Genomic DNA, 17249 nt, shown 5'->3' with positions numbered 1-17249 from the left:
AATGTTATGATGAATCAGCATTTGGATTTATATGGTTTCGTTTGCTTCTTTAAGCTTCTCCGTATTTTCTGCCAATTTTAGTTCTTCAATTATTTTATCCAAATCACCGTTTACAATATTAGAAAGGTCGTAAAGGGTTAGCCCTATACGGTGATCAGTCACTCTTCCCTGAGGGTAATTATAGGTTCTAATTTTTGCACTACGATCACCGCTAGAGACCATACTCTTTCGTCTAGCCGCATCCGCTTCCTGTTTTTTCGCCAATTCTCTTTCATACAATCGAGACCGAAGGACTTTGATGGCTTTTTCTAAGTTTTTGTGCTGGGATTTCTCATCCTGACATCGCACCTCTATCCCTGTAGGAATGTGCTGTAATTGGATTGCAGAATAAGTCGTGTTTACCGACTGACCTCCAGGACCAGTGGAAGTGGTTCTAATTATCTTTACATCCCCCATATCAAGTTCAACATCGAACTCCTCTGCCTCTGGCAATACCATAACAGTAGCTGCAGAGGTATGTACCCGTCCTTGGGTCTCGGTTTGTGGAACGCGTTGAACCCGGTGCACCCCAGCTTCAAATTTTAACGTTCCGTAAACGTCGCTACCATTCACTTCAAAAATAATTTCCTTATACCCTCCAGAGGTCCCCTCATTATAGTCTACAACGCCTACTTTCCATCCTTTACTCTCGCAATATTTTGTGTACATCCTTTGCAAGTCACCTGCAAAAATACTGGCCTCATCTCCTCCTGTTCCAGCCCGGATCTCAACAACGACATTTTTAGCATCCTCTGGATCCTTAGGAATTAGCATATATTTTATCTGTTCCTCCAAACCAGGAAGTTTCTCTTTGGCCTCCTCCAACTGCATCTTGGCCATTTCTACCATCTCTGCATCACTTGCATCTGCAATGATCTCCTCAGCCTCAGCAATGTTGTCTAAAACCACCTTATATTCTTCCCGCTTCTCAACAAGTTCTTTAAGATCTTTATACTCCTTATTGAGTTGCACATAACGCTTTTGATCAGCAATGACATCTGGTTGGATAATCAAATCTGAAATCTCATCAAAGCGTTGCTTTACAGCATTTAATTTATCTAACATAACTTCTTTAAAATTGGCAGCACAAATTTACGATTATTTTGATGGAATTTGATAAGTGTCTGCCTTGGTATAACAATCCCATATAAATTTTAGTATTCTTTTTTAAGGTAACGCAGTCCATGGCGTACTTCTCCCAGAACAATTAAGGAGTCCACGATCTGCTACAAATACCCCATTTACAACCAAACAGACTATTTCTTATGAAAAATGCAGTTAATAATACTCAAAGGTTCCTTTATCTGAAAAAATGCTCAACTTCTTAGTTGGTGAGGCCTCTACCCTTCCCACAACTTGAGCGTCCACATCAAAAGATTTTGAAATGGCTATGATATCGTCCGCTAAACTTGGATCCACGTACAACTCCATACGATGTCCACAGTTAAAGACCTGATACATTTCTTTCCAAGAGGTTTTGGATTGCTGTTGGATAAGTTTAAAAAGCGGAGGTACATCAAACATATTATCTTTAATAACATGCAGGTTGTCAATAAAATGCAATATTTTAGTCTGTGCTCCACCACTACAATGAATCATCCCATCAATCTTGGATGCGCCAATTTTTTGAAGTATTGCTTGGATGATCGGAGCATAGGTTCTTGTTGGAGATAGCACTAATTTTCCAGCATCTAGTGGAGAACCCTCCACAGCATCCGTTAGTTGTGTATCTCCAGAGTATACTAGTTCCTCGGGTACACTGTGATCAAAACTCTCAGGATATTTTTCTGCCAAGTATTTTCCAAACACATCATGTCTAGCAGAGGTCAGGCCATTACTTCCCATCCCCCCATTGTATTGTTTTTCATAAGAAGCTTGACCATAGGAGGCCAATCCAACAATAACATTACCAGCCTTAATATTCGCGTTATCAATAACATCAGACCGCTTTATTCTAGCAGTCACAGTCGAATCAACGATAATGGTTCTCACCAAATCACCCACATCAGCCGTTTCCCCTCCAGTGGAATAAATATGCACTCCGTACTGTTTCATTTCAGCGATAAGCTCTTCAGTTCCGTTGATAATGGCTGCGATCACCTCAGGTGTGATCAAATTCTTATTTCTCCCAATGGTCGAAGAGAGCAAGATATCACTTGTAGCTCCTACGCATAGTAGATCATCAATATTCATAATCAGGGCATCTTGAGCGATCCCCTTCCATACGGAGATATCTCCTGTCTCCTTCCAATACATATAGGCCAAAGAAGACTTGGTCCCAGCTCCATCGGCATGCATGATCAAGCAATGATCCTGGCTACCAGTTAAATGATCTGGAATGATTTTACAAAATGCTTTTGGAAACAATCCTTTATCAACATTTTTAATGGCAGCATGTACATCTTCCTTAGAAGCAGAAACACCTCTTTGTGAATATCGTTTACTTATCTGAGAACTCATTGAATGAAATTTTAAACAAAAATAGCCATAAATAAAAAGCACACAAACAAAAGTTTGTGTGCTTATACTTTAGAAGGTTGGTTAGGCCCTTCTATCTTCCGTAATTCAAAAGTTTTGTGTCGCAAAACTTAAGAACTACATCATTAAATTGATTAATAGCACTCCAAATATAAGAAAACAATCAATTGAATAATCAGGAAAAAGCCCCTTATTTACAGACACTTAGATTGTTTTCGACAAAGGCTTATAAATATCGGTTTAAAGACAAAGCACGTCCTGTAAGTTACACCAAGGCAAAAATTACTTGGTAAACAACAGTTCTCTATATTTAGTAAGTGGCCATAAATTATCCTCCACCATTAGCTCCAATTTATCGCAATGGTAACGAATGTCTTCAAAAAACGGCAACACCCGCTCGCAATATGCCTCGGCCTTAAGCTGCGCTTTGTCCAATTTGTTAGCATATTTTCTAGCCTCTATCATCATGTTAACCTTAGAATTAATCTCAGAGATATGCTCTGAAATCTCTTCAATTAGATCTAGCTGCTCTGGCGCCAATTTCTTAAAATCACTCCCAAAAACATCTTTAATCCCTTGAACATTTGCAATTAATACATTTTGATAGCGAATAGCCGTTGGAATGACATGATTTCTGGCAATGTCTCCTAGGACTCTACTCTCTATTTGTACCTTGTGTACATACTCTTCTAATTCTATTTCGTAACGGGCTTTAATTTCAACCTCACTCATCACCTCCATCTGCTCAAACAATTCGATGGTACTTTTCTTTAGATATACCTTAAGAGCCTCAGGAGTGGTTTTATTGTTGCTCAGGCCTCTCTTCATGGCTTCTTTTTCCCAAGCTGCACTGTATCCATCACCTTCGAACCTGATTTTTTTAGAAGATTTAATATACTCTCTAAGCACATTAAATATCGCCTCATCTTTTTTCAGGCCTTTTTTATCAATCAAAGCATCCACCTCAACTTTAAAAGCCTTGAGTTGTTTGGCTACAATAGTATTTAAAATCATCATTGGTTTGGCACAATTGGCCTTAGATCCCACCGCTCTAAATTCAAATTTATTACCCGTAAAAGCGAAACTTGACGTACGATTTCTATCGGTGTTATCCAGTAAAATCTCAGGAATTTTACCAACCACATTTAGTTTTAGATCCGTTTTCTCCTCTGGTGACAACTTTCCTTTAGAAACATCCTCCAGTTCCTCTAACACTTTATTCAGCTGACTTCCAATAAAGACGGATACAATCGCAGGAGGAGCCTCATTGGCACCTAAACGATGATCGTTTGTTGCAGAAGCCACTGAAGCTCTGAGCAGCTCTTCATTATCATGAACCGCTTTTATGGTATTTATAAAGAAAGTCAAGAACTGTAAGTTCTTGGTCGGTGTGGTACCAGGACTTAACAAGTTGACTCCTTTGTTTGTGGCCAAAGACCAATTATTATGTTTTCCTGATCCATTAATTCCCGCAAATGGTTTTTCATGAAACAGTACTTTAAAATTATGCTTGTCTGCCATTTTATCCATCAGATCCATCAGAAGTGAATTGTGATCCACCGCAAGATTCGCCTCTTCATAAATAGGAGCCAATTCAAATTGATTTGGCGCTACCTCATTATGTCGAGTCTTCACAGGGATCCCTAAACGAACACACTCATTCTCCAATTCTATCATATAGTTAAGCACACGGTCAGGAATGGATCCAAAGTAATGATCATCTAATTGCTGCCCCTTTGCAGGTGAATGTCCAAGTAAGGTTCTACCAGCTAACAATAAATCAGGCCTAGAAAGAGTAAGTGCTTTATCAATTAAGAAATATTCTTGTTCCCAACCTAAGGTAGCGTTGACCTTGGTGACGGTTTTATCAAAATATCTGGCCACCTCTGTGGCAGCTTGATCGATAGCCAGAAGCGACCTCAGCAAAGGTGCTTTATTATCTAGTGCTTCTCCTGTATAGGATACAAAAACGGTCGGAATACATAGTGTGGTTCCATGAATAAAGGCTGGAGAAGTAGGATCCCAAGCCGTATATCCCCGAGCCTCAAAAGTATTTCGGATACCCCCATTTGGGAAACTAGAAGCATCAGGCTCCTGCTGCACAAGTTGCGCCCCCCCAAACCTATCCACAGCATCCGTTGTGCTAATAGGTTCGAAGAATGCATCGTGTTTCTCCGCTGTTGTTCCCGTTAATGGTTGAAACCAGTGTGTATAATGCGTGGCTCCTTTAGATATTGCCCATATTTTCATATAAGTGGCAATCTCATCAGCTAATTTTCTGTTTATTTTTCCTCCGCCTTCAATAGCATCCATGACACTATTATAGGCCTCTTTGGACATTACTTGTCTCATGACAACCGCATTAAACACATTGGCACCGAATTGATCTGAACGATGGTCAGGATCTGGTGTATCAACATGAACGGGCGTGCGTTCAAAAGTTTGCTTAATTGCTTCAAATCTAATTGTAGACATACAGATAAATGGTATATAAAGTATTAATACTTCGTTTATTATTACTAATTAACAAATAACCTAAATATTTCTCACTGTAGAAAATACTGAGATAATATTTTTTAATTATTTGTCAACAAAATTCGTTCAAATTGTCTATATAAAAAAAATACCCCCTCCAAAAATAGGGCATTAATAAAAATTAATAGTGTATTTAAAAAAAACACCCCGTGTTTTATCGAGAAATTTTCAAAAAAACTACTTTTGTCAAAGTAAAGTTCAATTAAAACTATAAAATTATGAGCAAGGCAAAACTTGAATACATTTGGTTGGATGGATATTTTCCCACCCAAAACATGAGAAGCAAAACGAAGATCGAAGACAATTTTAGTGGGAAATTAGAAGACTGTCCTATTTGGTCTTTTGACGGATCTTCAACCAAGCAAGCATTAGGAGGTTCTTCTGACTGCTTGTTAAAACCAGTTGCAATTTATCCAGACCCGGCAAGAAAGAATGGGTATTTAGTGATGGCTGAGGTACTCAATGCGGATGGAACAGCACACAAAAGCAATTCAAGGGCCACTATTGACGATGAGAACGATGAGGATTTTTGGTTTGGATTCGAGCAAGAATACTTTATTATGGATTGCAAAACAGAATTACCACTTGGTTTCCCTGTAGGGGGATATCCAGGACCACAAGGGCTGTATTACTGTTCTGTGGGAGGCAAAAACACCCATGGGAGAGAAATCGTAGAACGACATGCAGATTTATGTATTGAAGCAGGTATTAATTTCGAAGGTATTAACCAAGAGGTAGCTTGCGGTCAATGGGAGTTCCAAATCTTTGCCAAAGGCGGAAAGAAAGCTGGAGATGAAATATGGATAGCTCGTTACTTACTAGACAGATTATGTGAAGAGTATAATTATTATATAGAGTACCATCCAAAACCAGTTAAAGGAGACTGGAATGGTTCAGGAATGCATGCCAACTTCTCAAACACTTTACTTAGAACCTGCGGTTCTAAAGAAGTATACGAGAAAGTTTGTGAAGCCTTTAGACCTGTAACAAAGGAGCATATCGATGTGTACGGAGAATTTAACAATGAACGTTTGACAGGAAAACATGAGACAGCTTCTATCGATGACTTCTCTTATGGTGTTTCCGATAGAGGAGCCTCTATCCGTATCCCAATTATCACTGTTGAGAAAGGCTATAAAGGATGGTTAGAAGATCGAAGACCAGCATCAAATGCTGACCCTTATAAAGTCGCTGCAAGAATCATAGAAACAGTAAAGACTGTGAAAATTCCAGTGGAAGCATAATTACAATTCTACATCACAATTACGAAGGGGGCTGCATATCGCAGCCTCTTTTTTATGCCCCATTACACAAGCTACTACAAATGTAGTTGCATAACTAAATAAATAGTTGTATAACTATAAAAATAGTTACACATTTGTTTTATCATATCATATACATCTATTATTATTTATGCAAAAGTTAACCAACAAAGAAGAAGATATTATGAAGATTCTTTGGCGCCTTGAAAAGGCCTTTGTCAAAGAAGTCATGGCCGAGCTCCAGGATGCTAAACCACACTACAATACCCTATCTACTATTATTCGAAATCTGGAAGATAAGGGATTTGTAGGTCATAAAGCTTTTGGAAATACCCACCAATATTACCCCATTATAAAAAAAGAAAGCTATCGTTCAAGGTTTATAACCAAAGCCATGGAAGATTACTTCAACAACTCCTATAAAAATCTAGTGAGTCATTTTGCCAAGGAAGAAAAAATATCCGTGGAAGAATTAAAGGAAATCATTCATCAAATTGAAAACAACAAGTAATGGAACTCTATCTGACTTTTGTTCTCAAATCCGCATTATTACAGAGCATTTTCTGGATGATCTACACCGTTTTTCTAAAGAATGAAACCTTCTTCACGCTCAATCGCTGGTTTTTAATGCTAGGCATCTTAACGGCATTTCTACTCCCTCTTGTTGAATTTCAGCCAGTGGTACACCTACAACTTCCTAGTAAACTTCCTTTTGAAGAATCCCTAACGGTAATAACAACAACTACAGCAGAACAAACCAACTACTGGAGGATCCTTTTTGGAATTTATATGATCGGTGCAATGGTTGTTGGTTTTCGATTCATCTTGGAGCTATTGTCACTAAAAAAAATTATTGGAAATGGAAGGCTTGTTAAGAAATACGGCAAGGTTTCCATGATCGAGGTAACGCAAAACATCAGTCCATTTTCCTTTTTTAACACCATTGTTTACAACCCTGATCTACACCAGGCGTCCGAATTAAAGACGATACTACAGCATGAGAACATTCATATCTCGCAAAAGCATTCTGTGGATATGCTGCTAATCAGTATGACTCAAATCATTCTTTGGTTTAATCCCATCAGCTGGATTTACAAAAAACAACTCGCTCAAAACCTTGAATATATCGCAGATGATCTGAGTTGCAACCATTTCGGTACTAGTAAAAAAGATTACCAATATTTACTCTTAAAACAATTATCCGGAATCTCGTATTCGGTTATCAATCCATTTTTTAATTCATTAATCAAAAAACGAATCATTATGTTACAAAAACAAAGATCAAACAAAAGGAGTACTTGGAAATACATCGTTGTATTTCCACTTTTAGCAGGGTTTATGCTGCTCTTTAGCTTTCAAACCCAGGTATATTATCAGCCAGTTAATTCTGCGACGATAAACTCCACTAGTAAAAGCCTTATAAAGCAAGACTCCTTACCACCGCTTTATGTCATCAATGGAGAAAAACAACCTGTTGATTTTAACATCAATAGCATTGCTGTGGATGATATCGAAAGTATTACAGTCCTAAAAAATGATTCCGCTAAACTACTATATGGTGATCAAGGAAAGAACGGAGTCATCCAAATCATCTTAAAGGCCAATAGCAGTTTTAAGAAAGTCTCCAAAGCCACCACTTTAGGGGTAGTAAATAAGGAAACTGCAGGGCAGCCAATCATATTGGTCGACGATGAACAAATGCCTTCGGATTCTGATATAAATACTATCGCCCAAAACAACATCAAATCAATAGAAGTAATTAAAGACAAAAATGCTACTGCAAAATACGGCATAAAGGCAACTACAGGGATTATTAAAATCTACACAAAAGACCAGAAAAAAAATTAAAAAAGTCCACCACAGAATCTTAAGGCACGCAGCTATGGTACACATCCATAACTGTTTTTTTTTAATAATACGTTGCATTGCTAAGGTCAAAAATAAATTTAAATTATATATTTGTAACAATCATTACAATAATATGAAAGGACGACCAACTATTCATCAGCAGGAGGAGTTAATTCTTAAAGCCCAGGAATTATTCTGGGAGAAAGGTTATACAGCCACTTCCCTATCAGATTTAAGTCAGGTAACGGGAGCTGGGTCAGGGAGTTTATACAACAAATTCAAAGGCGGTAAAAAAGAGCTTTTTAAAAAATCACTGCAACAGAGAAGGCAAGCACTGAATGCTTTTAAAGATTTGGTAGCAAAAAGTGACAATCCTATCGAATTAATAAAAGCTTTTTTCATGGAACAAGCAGATTGTGATGAAAAGACCCATTTGAAAGGTTGTATAATCGCCAATACGTTGGTAGAAATGACGTTTGTTGACCATGAATTAGAACAGCAATCAATTCAGTTATTAAAAGACACCGAAAACTTTTATACCCAAACCATTCAAGCTGAGCAACACAAAGGAACGATCAAATCTAAGATACCAGCAGATGTTCTGGGCAGATATCTGATCACATTTTGGTGTGGAATTAATTCTTTAAGAAGAATTTATCCTGATACCCAAATTCTAAAACAGCAGATAGCGCTTCACCTTCAACTGATTAACTAGATTTTTTTTAAATATTTTTGGAACACTCATTACAAATATATCTATGGATTTAAAATTAAAAGGAAAAACCGCCTTCATAAGCGGCTCAACCCAAGGAATAGGGTATGCCATTGCCCAAGAACTACTCAAAGAAGGTGTTTTGGTAACAATCAACGGAAGAGAACCTGAGAAAACACGGAATGCAAGAGAGAAGTTACTCGAAGAGTTTCCCTCAGCTAAAATCCAAGCTATAGCAGCTGACTTTTCAAAAAAAGAACAGGTAGCACAGATCCTTCCTGATTTGAGCGACATCGACATTCTGATTAATAATGTTGGTATATTTGAAACAAGATCCTTTGAAGAGATCACCGATGAGGATTGGTATCGATTTTTCGAGGTCAATGTTATGAGCTCTGTTCGCCTATGTAAAAAACTCTTACCTAACATGTTGGCTAAAAAGTGGGGGCGAATCATTTTCATCAGTAGCGAATCTGGGGTAAATGTTCCTGAAAACATGATCCACTATGGTATGACCAAGTCGGCGATATCCGCCATCTCAAATGGGCTTTCAAAGCTCACAAAAGAAACGCAAGTCACGGTGAACACGATCCTAGGTGGACCTACCTATACTGATGGTGTCGCCAAGGTCATTAGACAAATTGCTAAAACGCAAAATAGTACGATTGAGAAAATGAAAGCTGATATCATACAACAGACAAATCCACATATCCTCTTACAACGCTTTATAAAACCTTCTGAAATCGCCACACTAGCCACCTATTTGGCAAGTCCATTAGCATTAGCGACTAATGGTGCAAGCATACGTGCTGACTCTGGCGTACTACAAGTTATTTAATATCAAGGCCTTTGATATAATTTCGTAACACCTCGAAACAATTTAGGATTAAATTGTATCGGGGGTTACTTTAGATTTTTTTCAAAAAAACTGGTAGCTAATTCCGCAATTTTTTGATGAACTGCATTTCTGTCAACAGAAGGGTGATCCATAAAAATAGCAGGAACTTCCTTTTTTACTTCCTCATTAGCCTCAGCTAGCATCACATAATGCCCTACTTTTCCCCCGAACTCAAAATAGTTACTATGATCAATTAAATCGTGGTAATGCCTAGCATAACTTTTCACTGGCGTTACCTGGTCGGCTTTGCAGCCAATGATAAAAACAGGGTCATTTACTTTTTCAAATTGCTGTGGTTCACTAAATCCTTGGGCAGTCCCAGGGGATATAGCAAAAAAAGCATTGATTCTATCGTCCTTTAAATCGGGTAGGTTTTGGGTCATTTCAATTACAGAATTTCCTTGAATAAGTCCCGCTAAGTTTGGAAACTCCCTAATATTCGCCAAATCTCTCCTACCTTGATCTGTATTAAAGTATTCCCGAAGTGTGTTGTAATTTAGTACACCACCAGAGAGTGCTATAACAGTATACCCACCGTAGGAGAATCCCAGTGCGCCAATACGTTTTTGATCAATGCTATTGGAAAAAGTATGGTTCTCAAGTAGTGCCGTTAGGATAAAGCTTACATCCAAAGGACGCTCCCATGGCTTTATAAATTCAATTCCAATTTTGTTATCGTGCGTATTACCCCAATGATCGACCGCTGCTACAATATATCCCTGTTTCACTAACTCTTGGGCTAACCACTCCAAAGACAATCGACTCCCTCCGTTTCCATGCGAAAATAACACCAATGGGAATTGCCCTTTGCTTAATTGTGCATCCCGAATAGTGAAGGATCTTTTAAAAGGTGAAAACACCTTATCTTTTTCTAAAATGGCATCGTGGGTTGGATACCAAACTTCTGTAATTAGTTTTCGATCTCTAGAATTGTCAAAAAATTCAAATGTCCTTTGTCCAATATTACTACTTTTCGATGGTGCATCCTTCGCTGAAACTATACTTAAATGAAATGTTAGGATGAAGGCAATTAAAATGGTTTTGCTCATGTTAATTAAATTCGGATTGTTTAATTTGACAACTAAAATATATACTTTCTATTAAAGAACTAAGATTCAGTCCTAAAATTCAAATATACACCAGCCCTTAAGATCCCTGCAAACCAATATCGTAGACTCTAGAAATAGCGAATAAAAGGTAAAACGATTATGACAAATTTTGGTCAGCCTAGAAGAATATTAGTATCTTTACTTTGTAATCGGTTTAGTTAACCGCTTGTTAGAGAAAAGACTGCATAAATGTAAAAAGTATAAAAAAAGTACCGCCGTTTCGTTCTCCATGTAATACCACCATGGGTATTTTACTTTAACTTATGAAAAAACAACTCTTTAAAATATTAACTAAAATTAATCGAGTCATCCTACCTTCCTACACCAAAAAAGGTCTAGATCTCGCAAAGGCCAGTAAAATACAATTGGCAATTATAGGTTGGAAAGCATTTGTTACTAAAAACGCTTTAGATTAATAGGTCACTACTGCCCTAGCGTTAAACCCATTTAGCTTATCTCTGCCATTTAAAAAAGAGAGTTCTAGTAAAAAATTACATTGAACAACATCACCCCCGAGTGCTTCCACCAAATCACACACGGCCTTTGCCGTTCCTCCAGTGGCCAACACGTCATCGTGAATTAGAACCTTATCACCCTTTTTAATCACATCGGTATGGATTTGAAGACTGTCTTGTCCATATTCCAAATCATATACTTGAGTCAAAGTCTCAAATGGTAATTTTCCAGGCTTGCGAACAGGGACAAAACTACATTTTAAAGCAGCAGCCAATAAGGTTCCAAAAAAGAAACCACGACTCTCTACCCCCACCACAACATCTATATGTTTTTCTGGCACCAAAGAAATCAGTGACTTTAAAGCCTGTTCCCTCATTTTATGATCTGCTAACAAAGGGGTGATATCCTTAAACACAACACCTGACTTTGGAAAATCCTGTACCTCTCGAATAAATGTCTGTAGTTCTTGCATCTGCCTAAAGTAATTTTATACAAAGATATTGTATAGCGATGGCTTGAAATAATATTGATAGAAGATTATTTATGATCACTTGAATAAATAACCCATAAATTTCGAAATTAAATCAATGTTTTACTTTCTTTTACTAAATTTAACAGTACCCCCATTACAACCTACAACATTTACTAACCAAACCTAAATTTAAAATGAAAAAGTTAATTGCAGAATTTATCGGCACATTATGGCTTGTGCTCGGTGGATGTGGAAGTGCAGTGCTTGCTGCTGGATTTCCAGAACTCGGTATCGGATTCTTAGGGGTGGCTCTAGCCTTTGGACTCACCGTTTTAACCATGGTGTATGCTATTGGCCACATTTCAGGATGTCATCTCAATCCCGCTGTTTCCATCGGACTTTGGATTGCGGGGCGTTTTAAGTCAAAGGACTTAATTCCTTACATCATTGCTCAAGTACTAGGTGGAATTGCTGGGGCAGCTATTATATACTTAATTGTGATGGGCAAACCAGGGGCGAGTATTGGAAGTTTTGCAGCCAATGGTTTTGGGGAACATTCTCCGGGTGGCTACAATATGACTACTGCTATGATTTGTGAAATCGTTATGACCTTTATTTTTCTATTTATTATCCTTGGTGCAACTCACAAAAATGCCCCAAAGGGTCTAGCGGGTATCGCTATTGGATTTTCACTTACCTTGATTCACCTGATCAGTATCCCAGTAACAAATACCTCTGTTAATCCAGCGCGTAGTACTAGCCAGGCACTATTTGTTGGAGATTGGGCCTTAGGACAATTATGGTTGTTTTGGATTGCTCCAATTTTAGGGGCCATCATCGCTGGTCTTTTGTATAAAAACGTTTTGGATATATCAAAATAATAGTGTGTAGTACCCCCTTTAAACAGTGTGTCATTTATTTTTGATTTGTCTTCACTAGAGGTAGAGATAAAAAAATCTACTGTATATTTATAGCCAAAATTTACCATTTATGAATTGGATCATATTAATTATAGCAGGGCTCTTTGAAGTAGGTTTTGCTACCTGTCTAGGCAAGGCTAAATCAACCACTGGCAATGAGGCCATGTACTGGTATGCTGGTTTTATAATTTGTTTAACCATCAGTATGGTCCTTTTAATTAAGGCTACCCAGACCCTTCCGTTAGGAACTGCCTATGCTGTATGGACCGGTATAGGAGCCGTAGGTACCGTTTTAATGGGCATCTTTGTTTTTAACGAGCCAACCACCTTTTGGAGGATGTTCTTTATCACAACTTTAATAATGTCTGTTGTAGGGTTAAAATTCGTTTCCAATTAAAGTAGAAATGACTATATTCGTTTTTAAAATCAACAACTATGAAATTTTATCAACCAATTGTCCTACTTGCTACTATAGCAATGTTTATGATCACCTCATGCGGATCATCGACCGATTCACCGGAGAAGGGAATTATCACCCACACGGTATTTTTTAAATTAAAGCATCCAAAGGGTAGTGAAGCTGAAAAGAAATTTTTAGAACAAGCCGTGGCTTTAAAGTCCATCAACACAGTAATGAATATGACACAAGTTACTGAAATTGGACAAAAAAATGATTTTGATTTAGGACTCACGATGCAGTTCAAAAATCAAGCGGATTACGACACCTATTCAAATCATCCAGACCACGTGGCATTTGTTAAAAATGTTTGGGATAAAGAAGTGGTGGATTTTATGGAAATCGATTATATCGTAGAGTAAAATCAATCCTTTTTTAAAATTAAAATAATGCCATCTAAAAAAGTAATTTTTAGATGGCATTTCTATTTATAGTCCTGTTTGTTTTGTACAACAGGACATTTAGCTCACTAAATTTAGACCACTGGCTCTCCATAAAGGTCAAAATCTGCTGCCTCAATAATCTTAATCATCGCAAATTCACCAGTTTTCAAATAATACGTACTAGCATCAATAAGAACTTCATTATCCACATCTGGAGAATCAAACTCCGTTCTCCCTACAAAATAATTACCTTCTTTTCGATCGATGACACATCGGAAAATCTGTCCTACTTTCTCTTGATTCAGCTCCCAAGAAATCTGCGATTGGATATCCATAATTTCTGAGGCACGTTGTTGTTTAACTTCTTCTGGAACATTGTCATCCAATTGATAAGCATGGGTGTTTTCTTCATGACTATAAGTAAAACAGCCAAGTCGTTCAAAGCGCATTTCTTTAACCCATTGCTTGAGTAAATTAAAATCTTCCTCAGTTTCGTCCGGGTACCCTACAATAAGGGTGGTGCGAATGGCCATTTGCGGAACTGCTGCTCTAAAGTCTTTTAAAAGCTGTGTTGTTTTATTATAAGTGGTCCCTCTACGCATGGATTTCAAAATTGAATCAGAAATATGCTGAAGTGGAATATCTATGTAATTACAGACCTTAGGCTCTTGTTTTATCACCTCCAACACATCCATTGGAAAGCCGGTAGGAAAAGCATAATGCAGCCGAATCCACTCCACACCATCTATTTTAACAAGGGCTCTTAAAAGGTCAGCCAACGCACGTTTTTTATAAATATCAAGGCCGTAATAGGTCAGATCTTGAGCAATTAATATTAACTCTTTTACTCCGCTAGCTGCCAATTTTTCTGCTTCTATTACCAGGGCCTCAATAGGAGTACTTTTGTGTTTACCTCGCATTAGTGGGATCGCACAAAAACTACAAGGGCGATCACATCCCTCTGCTATCTTCAGATATGCGTAATTCTTAGGGGTGGTAGTAAGTCGTTCACCAATAAGTTCATGACGGTAATCTGCTCCCAATGCTTTTAAAAGACTTGGTAGTTCGGTCGTCCCAAAATATTGATCCACATCTGGAATCTCTTTTTGAAGATCTGGCTTGTAGCGTTCACTAAGACAACCGGTAACAAACACCTTATCAACCTCCCCTTGTTCTTTCTTTTGTAAATACGTTAAAATGGTATTGACACTTTCCTCCTTAGCGTTATTGATAAATCCGCAGGTATTGATAACCACCACATTACCTTCTTTTTCATGCACCACCTCTTTGCCACTGGCTTTAAGCTGCCCCATGAGCACTTCACTATCATATACATTCTTTGAACACCCTAGGGTCACTACATTTATTTTGTTCTTTTTCAATGACTTGGTTCTCATACCTTACATATAAATATTAACACCTTCCTATTCTCCTGTTTCAGAGTCCTAGAAAGTAGTCCAATTAACTTTAGTAAACAATGGGCAAAATTACGCTTTTGATAGCGTATAAAACGAGTATCTTAAAGGAATTTAAAAATTATGACAGTAAATTATATATATAAGCCATCAATTGCTCTTCATAAAATCGAATAACAGAAAATAACACAATACAAATCACCGCATAGATCCATTTATAGTCTGCTGTTCTAATAACTCTAAAAAGTAAATAAGCAACTATAGCACCAACTATCCCAAGAATAAAATTAGGCCAAAACCAATGACCCCCAAAGATTGCTACAGCTTTTAATAGAGCATAGAACAAACTAAAGTAAGCCAATACCCGAGTTAGGGTTATCAGGAATCTAGAACTACCTATCACTTGAAGAAGGAATCGACGAATTCATACTTATTAAATACTTGAAGATCCTCTATGGCCTCTCCAACCCCAATGTATTTCACTGGGATCTTAAATTGGTCAGAAATTCCAATAACCACTCCACCTTTGGCTGTACCGTCTAACTTGGTGACGGCTAAGGAACTCACCTCGGTAGCCTTGGTAAACTGTTTTGCTTGTTCAAAGGCGTTCTGTCCAGTTGAACCATCTAGAACTAACAATACTTCATTAGGTGCATCCGCAACTACTTTTTGCATAACACGCTTAACTTTAGTAAGTTCATTCATCAGGTTTATTTTATTGTGTAATCGACCAGCTGTATCAATGATTACAACATCGGCATCTTGATTCACCGCAGATTTTAAGGTATCAAAGGCCACCGAAGCGGGATCACTACCCATTTGCTGTTTTACAATCGGTACATCCACACGATCCGCCCAGACTTGGAGCTGATCAATAGCAGCTGCTCTAAAGGTATCCGCAGCTCCCAATACAACCTTTTTACCCTGTTTTTTAAACTGGTAGGCCAGCTTTCCTATGGTAGTGGTTTTACCCACACCATTCACACCTACAACCATTAAGACATATGGCTTTTTATCTGCAGGGAGTACAAAGTCCTCTAGCTCACCAGTGTTAGTCTCTGACAGCAAACCAGCGATTTCTTCTCTTAAGATCCCATTGAGTTCATCGGTCCCTAGATACTTATCTTTTGCAACCCTAGCCTCAATACGCTGAATAATTTTTAAGGTAGTGTCAACCCCTACATCACTGCTGACTAATACTTCTTCCAGATCATCCAGAACCTCATCGTCCACCTTAGACTTACCCGCTACAGCTTTGCTTAATTTACCAAAGAAACTTGTCTTTGATTTTTCAAGTCCTCTGTCTAAAGTTTGTTTCTTTTCTGAGGAAAATATTTTTTTAAAAAAACTCATTTATTGCAATTAATTCATTGGTATTCTTCTCACCTAGGATCAGAAGATTGGTTATTCTCCTTAATTAAACTTACAAGAATCGTTCTCCATAAAATGGCAATCATTCAAAAAAAAGAATGACCCTACAATACAAACATACAACTAAATTAACATTTGTGATACTATTATGACGCTTAAGTAATTTTAAACTTACTCTTAAAAAGTATAATAAATCAAAAAAGCCACTTCCAGGATAGAAAGCAGCTCTTATCGATAAAAAAGTTGTGAACTTTTATTTTTTATTCACCCAGTCATTAACTAACTCTGGAGCCATCACAGCTTCAACAAAAGTATAAGCACCTGTTTTAGGAGACCTAACCATTTTAATTGCTTTGGTTAATCTCTTTGAATTTGTCTGTAACGTTGCTACTGATTTCTTTGCCATGGCTTAATTATTTTATTTCTTTATGAACAGTCATTTTCTTAAGGATAGGATTGAATTTTTTCAATTCCATACGATCCGGAGTGTTCTTTTTATTTTTAGTAGTGATGTAACGAGAAGTTCCTGGCTGCCCAGACTCTTTATGCTCGGTACATTCTAATATCACCTGTATTCTATTACCTTTCTTTGCCATTTTATTCCTTATTTAGCGGATTACCAATTACTTAATAAACCCTTTTTCTTTTGCCTCTTTTAATACTGCAGTAATCCCTTTTTTATTAATAGTTTTTAATGCAGCAGTAGAAATTTTAAGCGTAACCCAACGATCCTCTTCTGGAAGAAAGAAACGCTTTTTAATTAGGTTAGCGTCAAATTTACGCTTTGTTCTATTCATAGCGTGAGAAACGTTATTTCCCACCATTGCCTTCTTTCCTGTAAGTTCACAAACTCTTGACATGCTTCTATACTTTAGTATTATTTAAAAACAGGGT

At 37.6% G+C, this 17249-nt stretch carries 17 protein-coding genes and 1 pseudogene; 8 read left to right on the top strand and 10 right to left on the bottom strand.

Annotation, left to right across the window (positions count from 1 at the left end):
• Positions 1 to 27: 27 nt before the first annotated feature.
• From prfA to VKY50_RS09180, 3 genes are all read right to left on the bottom strand, one after another.
• The gene (gene prfA, locus VKY50_RS09190; RefSeq protein ID WP_324301096.1) at positions 28 to 1104 is read right to left on the bottom strand and encodes a peptide chain release factor 1; all 1077 of its coding nucleotides are present in this window, start codon (positions 1102 to 1104) and stop codon (positions 28 to 30) included.
• 213 nt (positions 1105 to 1317) lie between these two features.
• Positions 1318 to 2499, bottom strand: coding sequence for an AIR synthase related protein (locus VKY50_RS09185; protein ID WP_324301094.1), 1182 nt, complete (start codon positions 2497 to 2499; stop codon positions 1318 to 1320).
• A gap of 300 nt (positions 2500 to 2799) precedes the next feature.
• Positions 2800 to 4992: a glutamine synthetase III family protein gene (locus tag VKY50_RS09180; protein WP_324301092.1), complete on the bottom strand. Its 2193-nt coding sequence runs from the start codon at positions 4990 to 4992 to the stop codon at positions 2800 to 2802.
• A gap of 278 nt (positions 4993 to 5270) precedes the next feature.
• Between VKY50_RS09180 and VKY50_RS09175 the strand changes: the two genes are divergently transcribed.
• From VKY50_RS09175 to VKY50_RS09155, 5 genes are all read left to right on the top strand, one after another.
• Complete coding sequence (locus tag VKY50_RS09175; protein ID WP_324301090.1) at positions 5271 to 6296, top strand: glutamine synthetase beta-grasp domain-containing protein; 1026 nt, start codon at positions 5271 to 5273, stop codon at positions 6294 to 6296.
• Positions 6297 to 6465: 169 nt separating this feature from the next.
• On the top strand, positions 6466 to 6825 hold the full coding sequence (locus tag VKY50_RS09170) for a BlaI/MecI/CopY family transcriptional regulator (RefSeq protein WP_324301088.1): 360 nt from the start codon (positions 6466 to 6468) through the stop codon (positions 6823 to 6825).
• Positions 6825 to 8162, top strand: a complete 1338-nt coding sequence (locus VKY50_RS09165) for a M56 family metallopeptidase (protein ID WP_324301086.1) — start codon at positions 6825 to 6827, stop codon at positions 8160 to 8162. Before VKY50_RS09170 ends, VKY50_RS09165 begins: the two co-directional genes overlap by 1 nt.
• Positions 8163 to 8295: 133 nt before the next feature.
• A complete protein-coding gene (locus tag VKY50_RS09160) occupies positions 8296 to 8877 on the top strand; it encodes a TetR/AcrR family transcriptional regulator (RefSeq protein WP_324301084.1) in 582 nt (193 codons plus the stop codon).
• Positions 8878 to 8920: 43 nt separating this feature from the next.
• Positions 8921 to 9712 carry an SDR family NAD(P)-dependent oxidoreductase gene (locus VKY50_RS09155; RefSeq protein WP_324301082.1) on the top strand — a complete coding sequence of 264 codons (792 nt, stop codon included), beginning with the start codon at positions 8921 to 8923 and terminating at the stop codon, positions 9710 to 9712.
• Positions 9713 to 9777: 65 nt separating this feature from the next.
• Here the strand turns inward: VKY50_RS09155 and VKY50_RS09150 are convergent, their stop codons facing one another.
• Together VKY50_RS09150 and VKY50_RS09140 are read right to left on the bottom strand one after the other, a co-directional pair.
• Positions 9778 to 10821 carry an alpha/beta hydrolase family protein gene (locus VKY50_RS09150; RefSeq protein WP_324301079.1) on the bottom strand — a complete coding sequence of 348 codons (1044 nt, stop codon included), beginning with the start codon at positions 10819 to 10821 and terminating at the stop codon, positions 9778 to 9780.
• Between the two features lie 472 nt (positions 10822 to 11293).
• Complete coding sequence (locus VKY50_RS09140; protein ID WP_324301075.1) at positions 11294 to 11809, bottom strand: adenine phosphoribosyltransferase; 516 nt, start codon at positions 11807 to 11809, stop codon at positions 11294 to 11296.
• Between the two features lie 191 nt (positions 11810 to 12000).
• Between VKY50_RS09140 and aqpZ the strand changes: the two are divergent.
• The 3 genes and pseudogenes from aqpZ to VKY50_RS09125 all read left to right on the top strand — a co-directional run.
• Positions 12001 to 12690: pseudogene (aqpZ, locus tag VKY50_RS09135) on the top strand (aquaporin Z); the annotation flags it as partial.
• A gap of 109 nt (positions 12691 to 12799) precedes the next feature.
• Complete coding sequence (locus VKY50_RS09130) at positions 12800 to 13126, top strand: DMT family transporter (RefSeq protein ID WP_324301073.1); 327 nt, start codon at positions 12800 to 12802, stop codon at positions 13124 to 13126.
• A gap of 38 nt (positions 13127 to 13164) precedes the next feature.
• A complete protein-coding gene (locus VKY50_RS09125) occupies positions 13165 to 13548 on the top strand; it encodes a Dabb family protein (protein WP_324301071.1) in 384 nt (127 codons plus the stop codon).
• A gap of 113 nt (positions 13549 to 13661) precedes the next feature.
• On the opposite strand, the gene rimO is transcribed toward VKY50_RS09125, so the two are convergent.
• From rimO to rpmB, 5 genes are all read right to left on the bottom strand, one after another.
• Positions 13662 to 14966, bottom strand: coding sequence for a 30S ribosomal protein S12 methylthiotransferase RimO (rimO, locus tag VKY50_RS09120; RefSeq protein WP_324301069.1), 1305 nt, complete (start codon positions 14964 to 14966; stop codon positions 13662 to 13664).
• A gap of 417 nt (positions 14967 to 15383) precedes the next feature.
• Positions 15384 to 16337, bottom strand: a complete 954-nt coding sequence (ftsY, locus tag VKY50_RS09115; protein ID WP_324301067.1) for a signal recognition particle-docking protein FtsY — start codon at positions 16335 to 16337, stop codon at positions 15384 to 15386.
• 271 nt (positions 16338 to 16608) lie between these two features.
• A complete protein-coding gene (locus VKY50_RS09110) occupies positions 16609 to 16761 on the bottom strand; it encodes a DUF4295 domain-containing protein (RefSeq protein ID WP_324301065.1) in 153 nt (50 codons plus the stop codon).
• A gap of 7 nt (positions 16762 to 16768) precedes the next feature.
• The gene (gene rpmG, locus VKY50_RS09105; RefSeq protein ID WP_008992117.1) at positions 16769 to 16951 is read right to left on the bottom strand and encodes a 50S ribosomal protein L33; all 183 of its coding nucleotides are present in this window, start codon (positions 16949 to 16951) and stop codon (positions 16769 to 16771) included.
• Positions 16952 to 16978: 27 nt separating this feature from the next.
• Entirely contained in the window at positions 16979 to 17215 is a 237-nt protein-coding gene (rpmB, locus tag VKY50_RS09100; RefSeq protein WP_008992118.1) for a 50S ribosomal protein L28, read from the bottom strand.
• Positions 17216 to 17249 lie beyond the last annotated feature (34 nt).

It is taken from the genome of Galbibacter sp. (genome assembly GCF_035306585.1).
Classification (GTDB): domain Bacteria; phylum Bacteroidota; class Bacteroidia; order Flavobacteriales; family Flavobacteriaceae; genus Galbibacter.
Note: the sequence above shows the minus strand (reverse complement) of the source record. Positions and strands in the feature narration are given on the sequence as shown.